Source organism: Nonomuraea sp. NPDC051941, from assembly GCF_044593615.1.
In genome coordinates, this window is the sequence record NZ_JBIUCF010000053.1 from 88,717 (window position 1) to 98,872 (window position 10,156).

At 70.5% G+C, this 10,156-nt stretch carries 7 protein-coding genes; 5 read left to right on the plus strand and 2 right to left on the minus strand.

Features of this window, described 5'->3' with window-relative positions:
* Positions 1 to 328: 328 nt before the first annotated feature.
* Positions 329 to 1,396 (minus strand): PQQ-dependent sugar dehydrogenase, encoded by a 1,068-nt coding sequence (locus ACIHFD_RS55085; protein ID WP_397373723.1) that lies wholly within the window; start codon positions 1,394 to 1,396, stop codon positions 329 to 331.
* Between the two features lie 119 nt (positions 1,397 to 1,515).
* Here ACIHFD_RS55085 and ACIHFD_RS55090 point away from each other — a divergent pair, with 119 nt between their 5' ends.
* From ACIHFD_RS55090 to ilvC, 5 genes are all read left to right on the plus strand, one after another.
* Positions 1,516 to 2,334 (plus strand): 2-hydroxyacid dehydrogenase, encoded by an 819-nt coding sequence (locus tag ACIHFD_RS55090; RefSeq protein ID WP_397373724.1) that lies wholly within the window; start codon positions 1,516 to 1,518, stop codon positions 2,332 to 2,334.
* 236 nt (positions 2,335 to 2,570) lie between these two features.
* Positions 2,571 to 5,198 (plus strand): putative bifunctional diguanylate cyclase/phosphodiesterase, encoded by a 2,628-nt coding sequence (locus ACIHFD_RS55095; RefSeq protein WP_397373725.1) that lies wholly within the window; start codon positions 2,571 to 2,573, stop codon positions 5,196 to 5,198.
* Positions 5,199 to 5,402: 204 nt separating this feature from the next.
* Positions 5,403 to 7,142, plus strand: a complete 1,740-nt coding sequence (locus ACIHFD_RS55100) for an acetolactate synthase large subunit (protein WP_350729602.1) — start codon at positions 5,403 to 5,405, stop codon at positions 7,140 to 7,142.
* On the plus strand, positions 7,135 to 7,659 hold the full coding sequence (gene ilvN, locus ACIHFD_RS55105; RefSeq protein WP_349450824.1) for an acetolactate synthase small subunit: 525 nt from the start codon (positions 7,135 to 7,137) through the stop codon (positions 7,657 to 7,659). Before ACIHFD_RS55100 ends, ilvN begins: the two co-directional genes overlap by 8 nt.
* 22 nt (positions 7,660 to 7,681) lie before the next feature.
* Complete coding sequence (gene ilvC / locus ACIHFD_RS55110) at positions 7,682 to 8,665, plus strand: ketol-acid reductoisomerase (RefSeq protein ID WP_350729809.1); 984 nt, start codon at positions 7,682 to 7,684, stop codon at positions 8,663 to 8,665.
* Between the two features lie 102 nt (positions 8,666 to 8,767).
* On the opposite strand, the gene ACIHFD_RS55115 is transcribed toward ilvC, so the two are convergent.
* Positions 8,768 to 10,156: LamG domain-containing protein (locus ACIHFD_RS55115; RefSeq protein ID WP_397373726.1), on the minus strand; the 1,389-nt coding region annotated here is incomplete at its 5' end.

A 10,156-nucleotide genomic window follows, 5' to 3' on the forward strand; every position in this document is an offset into this window, starting at 1 on the left:
GGGCCACCCCGGCCTACGCCCTTCCCCGGCCCGGGTGCGGGGGCATGCGCTGGGCAGGAGCTGGCGTTTCTCCGCCCGCCGCCCGCCGCCCGCCCGGCCCTCCGCCGAAGACGGGGCACGCCGAGACGCGCCTACGGTGTGGGCGCTGTCCCGCTGGCGAGCGTGGGTCCGTGCCTCAGCAGCCGAGCCGGCGGCGCCGCCCGCGTGCTGCACGGGCGACGCGGACGGTGTGTGGCGTGTGGGCGGTGCCGGGTTCCGTTTCGGGTACTTCGGGGCCCCGAGGGCGTTTGCCCGGGTCTGGGGCGCGTCTGGGGCGTCTGAGGCGGGGTTACGAGAGCGGGACCGAGAGGATGCGGTCGTCGCCCGGCCGCGGGGAGCCGCGCCCGTCCTTGTTGCTGGTGCCGACCCACAGCGTCCCGTCCGGGGCCGCGGTGACGGCGCGGAGGCGGCCGTAGCGGCCGGTGAAGTGGGCGACGGGCGTGCCCGCCGACCCGTCCGCCGCCAGCGGGACCTGCCACAGCCGGGTCCCGCGCAGCGCCCCCACCCACAGCGAGCCGTTCGCGTACGCCACCCCCGACGGCGAGGCCTCGTCGGTGGACCAGGTGACGATGGGGTTCACGTAGCGCGAGTCGTCGCTGCGCCCCTCGACCTCCGGCCACCCGTAGTTGCCTCCCGCCTTGATGAGGTTCACCTCGTCATAGGTGTTCTGGCCGAACTCCGACGCGTACAGGCGGCCGGACGGGTCCCAGGCCAGCCCCTGGACGTTGCGGTGGCCGTAGCTGTAGACGAGCGTCCCGAACGGGTTGCCGGGCGCGGGCGCCCCGTCCACAGTCATGCGGAGGATCTTGCCGCCCAGCGAGTCGTGCTGCTGGGCCAACTGGTCGTCGCCGGTCTCGCCGGTGGAGGCGTACAGGAACCCGTCGGGTCCGAACGCGAGCCGTCCCCCGTTGTGGATCCCGCCCTTGGGGATGCCCCGCACCAGGACCCGCTCGTCGCCGAGGCGGTCGCCGGTGAGCTGGTAGCGGACGATCCGGTTGTCCTGTTCCGCGGTGTAGTAAAGGAATATTTGCTGATCCTTTGCCGCCACCCCCATCAGCCCGCCCTCGCCGGCCGCGCTCACCCCCGGGATCGTGCCCAGCGAGGTCACCTTCCCGTCCCGGGTCACGCGAAGCAGCCTGGCCGTGTCACGCTCCGTGACCAGCGCGTCGCCTCCGGGCAGGAACGTGATCGCCCACGGCGCCGCCAACCCCGTCACCACGTCCCTGGGCTCTCCCGGCCCGGCCCCGGTCGGCGCGGTGGCCGTCGGCGTCACCTCCCCGCCGCCGGCCAGACCGCTGGAACAGGCGGTGAGCACGGCCATGAGCATGAGCGTCCAGAGCTTCCTCATGTGTTCCATACTTCCCTTGGAGTCATAAGGTTCTCGGCATGAAGACCTGGGTTCCGTCCGATTCGGTGGCTGATGTTCTGTCCGACCTGCCTGGGGTTGAATGTGCTGTTTACGATGGCACAGCCCCGATGCCGGAAGGGATCGACGAGGTAGAGGTCTGGATCCCGCCGCTCGTCACCGTGCCGGACGTCCCGGGCACGCTGGCCAGGATGAGCTCCCTGCGGCTGGTGCAGACCGTCACCGCGGGTGTGGAGCCGTACCGGCCGCACCTGCCGGACGGCGCGGTGCTGTGCAACGCCCGCGGCGTGCACGACGCCGGGACCGCCGAGTGGGCCGTCGGGGCGATGATCGCGGTGCTGCGGGAGTTCCCCGGGTTCGTGGACGCGCAGCGCAGGAGCGAGTGGACCTACCACCACACCGACGTGCTGGCCGACTCCACCGTGCTCATCGTCGGCTACGGCTCCATCGGCGCCGCGCTGGAGAGGCGGCTGGAGGGGTTCGAGGTCGAGATCGTACGCGTGGCCAGGAGCGCCCGCGACGGCGTGCACGCCATGGACGAGCTGCCCGCCCTGCTGCCGGAGGCTGACGTCGTGGTGCTGCTCGTGCCCGCCACGGCCGACACCGCGGGCATGGTCGACGCGGCTTTCCTGGCGCGGATGAAGGACGGCGCCGTGCTGGTCAACGCCGCCAGGGGCGGGATCGTCGACACGGACGCGCTGATCGCGGAGCTCAAAAACGGTAGGCTACGCGCCGCGCTGGATGTGACCGCGCCCGAGCCGCTGCCCGAGGGCCACCCCCTCTGGAGCGCTCCGGGCCTCCTGATCACTCCGCACGTCGCGGGCAGCACCCCCGCGTCCGGGCGGCGCATGCTGCGCCTGATCCGCGCCCAGCTGCTGCGCTATCTCGCAGACGAACCGCTGGTCAACGTCATCACCGACTCGTACTGAGAGGATCCCGGAAAGTGGCTGGTCCGTGACCTTCGGTGCGTACGGTTGCCTTTGCGAGGAGGTCCTGACTCGCTGTCAAGGATCTCTTGGCGGAAATTGGTCTGTGTGGTTATCAGATCGGTGACGACATCGGCGTTGTCACCACCCGCGCACCCACGAGCGCACACACTGGCGAAGTGATCGACCGGGCTTCGGCGGTCGCAGGTGCAGGGTTCGAGACGGGATGGGCAACGACTGTGATCCGCTGGCGTGATCCACGGGTGCCGCTGACCGCCGCGGCGGCGGCAGGCGCGGTGGCCTTCGCCGCCGCGCTCGGCGTACGCGGTGAGGCCTTGCTCACCGGCGCTGTCGCCGGCGGGCTGGCGGCGCTGATCGCGGCCGGTTCGCTGCTGTTCGCCTCGGTGAAGTCGGCCGGGCACCGGCCGACGGCGCTGGGCGCGCGCTGGATGGGCGGCGGAGCCGTCATCTGGGCCGCCGGCGTGGCGTTGCGCCCGTTCGCCGAGAGTTTCCTGGTCAGTTTCGCCGACCTGTTCGTGCTGCTCGGCACCGTGGTGACGGCGGGAGGCGCGCTGATCGCCGCCGACCGCAGATTCCCGGCCAGGGTCGTTTTACGGCATGTCACCGACGCCTACCTGTGCGCCGCCTCGCTCTTCCTGATCGGCTGGGTGGCCGCGCTGCGGCACGTCTACGACGACGCGGCGGACCCGGCGGCGTTCACGCTGGTCATGCTGCCGCCGATGATCGCGCTGCTGGTGACGTGCGCCGTGATCCCGTCGGTGCTGACGAGCCGGGCCTCCTCGTGGCCGCTCGCCCTGGCGGGCGTCGGCGTGCTCGCCACCATGACCGTGGCGGGCCTGGCGGCCGGCGTCGCCAGGCTCGACGGCGGCGATCCGCAGATCTGGACCGTCATGCTCGCGCCTGTCGCGTTCCTGCTGCTCGCCGCCATCCCGTGGGGGCCGAGTCCGGGCGCGGCGGGCAGGTCCGCCGTCGGAGGTGTGGTCGCGCTGGTGCCGATGGGGCTGGTCGCCGTGGCCGCCTGCACGCTGCTCGCCCACCTGGTGGGCGGCGGGGCCGAGCGGCCCGTGACCGGCGTCGTGGTGGTCGCGGTCTCCGTGGTGCTGCTCCTGATCGTCCGCCTGTTCTTCGTCTCGGCGACCAACATGCGCCTGCGCGGCCTGGTCAAGCTCGGTGAGCGGCAGCTCAGGGAGCTCGCCCAGAGCACCGGCGACGTGGTGTTCCTCGCCGACTACGAGGGTGTGGTGCGGGAGATCGACGCCGGGGTCGAGGTCACGTACGGCTACCGCCCCGAAGACGTGGTCGGCGGGTCGATCTTCGACTACATCCACCCGGAGGACGTCCCCGGCATCCAGGTCGCGCTGCGCGCCATGCACCTCGACGAGGACAACGCCGCGCCCGGCGCCTGCCTGATCGCCTGCCGGGTGCGCGCGGCCGACGGCACGTGGCGGCCCACCGAGTCGGTCGCCACCCGCCACGTCGGCGGCGACGAGCTGCTGCTGGTGACCACCAGGGACGTCAGCGACGAGGAGGCGCTGCGCAACCAGGTCGCCCACCTGACCTTCCACGACGGCGTCACCGGGCTGCCCAACCGCGCCTACTTCGAGGAGCGCACCCGCGAGGTGCTCTCGGGGCGCACCTCCGGCGCCGGAGCGGCCAACGTCGCGGTCATCTTCCTCGACCTCGACGGGTTCACCTCGGTCAACGACTCGGTGGGCCACGCCAGCGGCGACTACCTGCTCGGGCAGGCCGCGCGCAGGCTGCGCGGCGCCGTACGCGCCGACGACACGCTCGCCCGGTGGGGCGGCGACGAGTTCGCGGTGCTCGTGGAGACGGGCGGTGACGCGCAGGTCGCGGTCGATCTGGCCGAGCGGCTCGTACGCGCGGTCTCGCAGGAGCCGTTCCGCGTCGCCGACCGCGACGTGGCGCTGACCGCGAGCGTGGGCGTGGCCTTCACCGAGGACGACATGCCGGCCGGAGACCTCATCCGTAACGCGGATGTCGCGATGGCGCGCTCCAAAGAGCTGGGCGGGCGGCGGGTCGAGGTGTTCGCCGCGCAGATGCACACCGACGTGGTGCGCCGGCTGGAGCTGGCGGCCGACCTGCAGCGGGCGCTGATCGAGCAGCAGTTCGCGATCGAGTACCAGCCGATCGTCGATCTGGCCACCTCGCGGGTGACCTCGGTCGAGGCGCTGGTGCGGTGGTGGCGCGGGTCGGTGTTCGTGCCGCCCGAGCAGTTCCTGGGCCCGGCCGAGGACACCGGGCTGATCGTGCCGCTGGGGGAGTGGATCCTGCGCGAGGCGTGCCGCGAGGTGGCCGCCTGGCGGGCCTCGTCCTGGGACATCGGCCTGTCGCTCAACCTGTCGGCTCGGCAGATCACCGCGCCGCGGTTCGTCGAGACGGTCGAGGAGGCGCTGGCCGAGAGCGGGCTGCCGGCCTCCGCGCTCACCCTCGAGGTGATCGAGGAGATGCTGGTCGAGGACGCCGAGGAGACGATCAAGCGGCTGTCGGAGCTGCGGGCGCTCGGGGTGCGGCTGGCCATCGACGACTTCGGCACGGGTTACGCGTCGCTCGCGTTCCTGCGGCAGCTCCCGGTCGACATGATCAAGATCGATCCGTCGTTCGTGTCGGGGCTGGGCAATGACGACACGCTGACGCTGCTCACCCGTACCATCGTTCGGCTCGGCCACGACCTCGGGCTTATCGTGGTGGCAGAGGGGATAGAGCGTCCCGAACAGCTCGATCTGCTCAAGCGGATGGGGTGCACGAAGGGTCAGGGCTTCCTGGTCGCACGGCCGATGGCGGCGCGCGGAGTCGACTCGTTGATGCGTACGAGTCTCACTGTTTGAGACATGTGTCCACGAAGTTGGCACCAGGGCATTCAGTACGGCTATGGTGTAGGTCATGCTTCGCAGTGAGATTCTCGTAGTACTTCGCCGGCGCGCAGGCCGATAGCGAAGCACGACGACCTGCGCGCCGCCCCAGTCCCGCCGTCCGGTGGGAAGGGGCATTTTTTATGTCCTTAAGCGAGTAGCCACGCAAGGAACGAGCCGATGACCGAACGGATGACAGGTGCACAGGCCCTGGTGAGGGCGCTGGAGCACGTTGGAGTCGACACAGTGTTCGGGATCCCGGGCGGTGCCATTCTGCCGGCCTACGATCCTCTCTACGACTCGACCAAAGTCCGGCACGTGCTCGTACGCCACGAGCAGGGCGCCGGTCACGCGGCCGAGGGCTACGCGCAGGCGACCGGCAGGGTCGGGGTGTGCATGGCCACCAGCGGCCCCGGTGCCACCAACCTGGTGACGCCGATTGCCGACGCGTACATGGACTCGGTGCCGATCGTGGCGATCACCGGCCAGGTGGCCAGCGCGGCCATCGGCACGGACGCGTTCCAGGAAGCCGACATCTGCGGCATCACCATGCCGATCACGAAGCACAACTTCCTGATCACGGACCCGGCGGACATCCCCCGCACGATCATGGAGGCCTTCCACATCGCCTCCACCGGCCGTCCCGGCCCGGTTCTCGTGGACATCTCCAAGGACGCGTTGCAGGCCGACACCACCTTCAGCTGGCCGCCGACCATGCAGCTCCCGGGCTACCGCCCGGTCACCAGGCCGCACTCCAAGCAGATCCGCGAGGCCGCCAAGCTGATCGCCGAGTCCAAGCGGCCGGTCCTGTACGTCGGCGGCGGCGTCCACAAGGCGCGTGCCTCCGCCGAGCTGCTGCAGCTGGCCGAGCTGACCGGCATCCCGGTCATCACCACCCTGATGGCGCGCGGCACGTTCCCCGACAGCCACCCGCAGCACATGGGCATGCCGGGCATGCACGGCAGCGTGTCGGCCGTGGGCGCGCTGCAGAAGGCCGACCTGCTCATCGGGCTGGGCGTGCGCTTCGACGACCGGGTGACCGGCGACCTGGCGTCGTTCGCCCCGTACGCCAAGGTCGTGCACGCCGACATCGACCCGGCGGAGATCTCCAAGAACCGCCACGCCGACGTGCCGATCGTGGGTGACTGCAAGGAGGTCATCGGCGACCTGGTCGCCGTGATCCAGGCGTCCGGCCAGAAGGGCGACTACACCGAGTGGTGGACGACGCTCAACGGCTACAAGCAGACGTACCCGCTGGGCTACGAGACGTACGAGGACGGCACGCTGGCGCCCCAGTACGTCATGGAGCGGCTGAGCGCGATCGCCGGGCCCGACACGTACTACGTGGCCGGGGTCGGGCAGCACCAGATGTGGGCCGCGCAGTTCATCGACTACGAGAACCCCGGCACGTTCATCAACTCCGGCGGCCTCGGCACGATGGGCTTCGCCGTCCCGGCCGCAATGGGCGCCAAGATGGGCCGCCCCGAATCCACGGTGTGGGCCATCGACGGCGACGGGTGCTTCCAGATGACCAACCAGGAGCTGGCCACCTGCGCCCTGGAGGGCGTGCCGGTCAAGATCGCCGTCATCAACAACGGCAACCTCGGCATGGTCCGCCAGTGGCAGACGCTCTTCTACGACCAGCGATACTCCAACACCGACCTGCAGACGGTCCGCCGCATCCCCGACTTCGTCAAGCTGGCCGAGGCCTATGGTTGTGTGGGCCTGCGATGCGAGCGTGCCGAGGACGTGGACGCCGTGATCAAGAAGGCCATGGAGATCAACGACGTGCCCGTCGTGGTCGACTTCGTCGTCCACCAGGACGCCATGGTCTGGCCCATGGTCCCGGCGGGCACCAGCAACGACGACATCAAGATCGCCCGTGACATGGCGCCCAAGTGGGAGAACGAGGATGAGTAGGCATACTCTGTCGGTGCTTGTCGAGAACAAGCCGGGCGTACTGGCACGCGTGTCCGCGTTGTTCAGCCGAAGGGGCTTCAACATAGACTCGCTGGCAGTGGGGCCGACCGAACACGACGACATCTCGCGCATGACCATCGTGGTCAGCGTCGAGGAGCTGCCGCTTGAGCAGGTCACCAAGCAGCTCAACAAGCTGGTGAACGTCCTGAAGATCGTCGAGCTCGACACGTCGCAGTCCGTCCAGCGCGAGCTGATGCTGATCAAGGTCAAGGCCGACGCCGACAGCCGTTCCCACGTGCTGGAGCTGGTCAACCTCTTCCGCGCGCGCTGCGTCGACGTGGCCGCCGACGCCGTGACCATAGAGGTCACCGGCACCCCCGACAAGCTCGAGGCGTTCGTCAAGGTCCTCGAGCCGTTCGGGATCAAAGAACTCGTCCAGTCGGGCATGGTGGCCATCGGCCGCGGCGCCCGTTCCATCACCGACCGGTCCCTCAGGGCACTGGACCGTACCGCCTGAAAGGTTTTAGCAAGTGACCGAGATCTACTACGACGACCAGGCCGACCTGTCGATCATCCAGGGGCGCCACGTGGCCGTGCTGGGGTACGGCAGCCAGGGCCACGCCCACGCGCTCTCCCTGCGTGACTCCGGCGTGGACGTGCGTGTCGGCCTGCCGGAGGGCTCCAAGAGCCGCGAGAAGGCGGAGAACGACGGGCTGCGGGTCGTCACCCCGGCGGAGGCGGTGGAGGAGGCCAACCTCACCATGATCCTCGCGCCGGACCACATCCAGCGCCACCTGTACGCCGACCACGTCGCCCCCAACCTGGTCGAGGGCGACGCGCTGTTCTTCGGCCACGGCCTGAACATCCGCTACGGCCTCATCGAGGCGCCCGAGGGCGTCGACGTGTGCATGGTCGCCCCCAAGGGCCCCGGCCACCTCGTCCGCCGCCAGTTCGAGGCCGGGCGCGGCGTGCCGTGTCTCGTGGCCGTCGAGAAGGACGCCTCGGGCAAGGCGCTGGACCTGGCGCTCTCGTACGCGAAGGGCATCGGCGGCACCCGCGCCGGCGCGCTGCGCACGACGTTCACCGAGGAGACGGAGACCGACCTGTTCGGCGAGCAGGCCGTGCTGTGCGGCGGCGTGTCCGAGCTGATCAAGGCCGGCTTCGAGACCCTCATCGAGGCGGGCTACCAGCCCGAGGTCGCCTACTTCGAGTGCCTGCACGAGATGAAGCTGATCGTCGACCTCATGTACGAGGGCGGCATCTCGAAGATGTACTGGTCCGTCTCCGACACGGCCGAGTACGGCGGCTACACCCGCGGCCCGCGCGTCATCACCGACGAGACCCGTCAGGAGATGCGCCGGATCCTGGCCGAGATCCAGGACGGCACCTTCGCGCGGCAGCTCGTCGAGGAGTTCGACGGCGGCCAGAAGGAGTTCCAGCGTCACCGCGACGAGCTGGCCGAGAACCCGATCGAGAAGACGGGTGCCAAGCTGCGTCCGATGATGAGCTGGCTGAAGGCGTAACACGCCGGATCATGACGGGTGGGTGGGCCTCGGGCCCGCCCACCCGTTGCTTTATCCCCGCCGGCCGCCCTGCTAGCGGCGGCCGGCGGTGTTGAGCGGGTCTTACTGGGCGGCCAGCTGAGCGATCTGCTCGGCGCTCAGCACGCCGTCGTACGTGCGGACGTCGTCCACGGTCCCCGGCCAGTAGCCGGTGAAGGCGCCTGCCGCCTTGGTCCGTCCGAGCTGGAGCGGGCCGGTGGCGTTCCACGCGCTCGCGTGGGACGTGATGGTGGTGGTGGAGAGCTGGCCGTTGATGTAGATGCGCAGTTCGCCGGCCAGGGCGTCGTAGACGCCGGCGACGTGGGTCCACTCCAGTGGGTTGGGGATGGCGTCGGAGCGGGTGCGTACGAGGGCGGCGGTGTCGGTGTCGGCGGCTCTCATGCCGAGGGTCCACCGCTGTTGCTCCTTGTCGAAGCCGAGCTGGAACCCGGCTGTCCGGCTGCCCGGCTGGGCCACGGCGGCGGTGTCGGTGGTGGGCAGGTAGTCGAGCTGGACCCAGGCGGCCACGGTGAAGCTGGATCTGGTGCCGACGGCGGGGCCGGTGGTCTGGGCGTAGCCGTTGACGCCGTCGAGCGCGAGCGCGCCGTCCAGCCAGCCGGACGTCCACGAGGCCCCGCCCGACAGGGTCGCGGGCGTCCCCCTGCCCGACGAGTCGGCGGCCGTCAGGCCGGACTCCTCATCCAACGTCCAGTGGCCGACCAGCGTGGCAGCGCTGTTGACCAGGTCGGCGAGCTCATCGGCGAACATGGCGCGGCCGTAGACGCGGACCTCGTCGAGGTCACCCGCCCAGTGGTCCGCCGCCGCGCCGTTGACCTTGCCGCGGCCGATGGTGAGGGGTCCGGCCGCGTTCCACGGCGAGGTGGCGGCGACCGTGGATTCGAGCCTGCCGTTGACGTAGAGGGAGATCTGGCGGGCGGCCGAGTCGTAGACGCCGGCCAGGTGGGTCCACTCGTTCAGCCGGGGTGCGGCCCCGGACAGGGCGCGCACGGTCGTCGCGTTGTCGGCGTCCGTGCCCGCCAGCACCAGTGCCCACCGGTCGTCGGTCTTGCTGTACTGCAGCGAGACCGCGCCGGTCCTGCCGCCTTCCTGGGTGAGCGCGGTGGCGGTGGCCGCGTTGCCGGTCAGGCGGGCCCAGGCGGTGACGGTGAAGTTGCGGCTGGTGTCGGCGACGGGGCCGGAGGTCTGGGCGTAGGCGTTGGCCAGCTTCAGCCCCGCGCCGGTCTTGCCGGTCGTCCACGACGTCCCGTACAGGGTGGCGGGGTGCGCGCCGGTGGCGTCGGCGGCCACGGTGCCCTGGCCCTCGTCCAGGGCCCAGTGGCCGTTCGGTCCCTTGCCGCTGTTGACGTTGAAGACGTAGGTGCGGATCGGGCCGAGCTGGCCGGCGCGGTCCTTGCTGCGTACCGACAGGACGTTGGGGCCGTCGTGGCGCGGGGTGAGCGCGATCGTGGCCGT

Excerpts from the sequence above, each read along its gene's own strand:
- ilvN (WP_349450824.1), top strand. The coding sequence starts at position 7,135 with ATGAGTAGGCATACTCTGTCGGTGCTTGTCGAGAACAAGCCGGGCGTA.
- ACIHFD_RS55100 (WP_350729602.1), top strand. The coding sequence starts at position 5,403 with ATGACCGAACGGATGACAGGTGCACAGGCCCTGGTGAGGGCGCTGGAG.
- ACIHFD_RS55085 (WP_397373723.1), bottom strand. The coding sequence starts at position 1,396 with ATGGAACACATGAGGAAGCTCTGGACGCTCATGCTCATGGCCGTGCTC.
- ACIHFD_RS55090 (WP_397373724.1), top strand. The coding sequence starts at position 1,516 with ATGCCGGAAGGGATCGACGAGGTAGAGGTCTGGATCCCGCCGCTCGTC.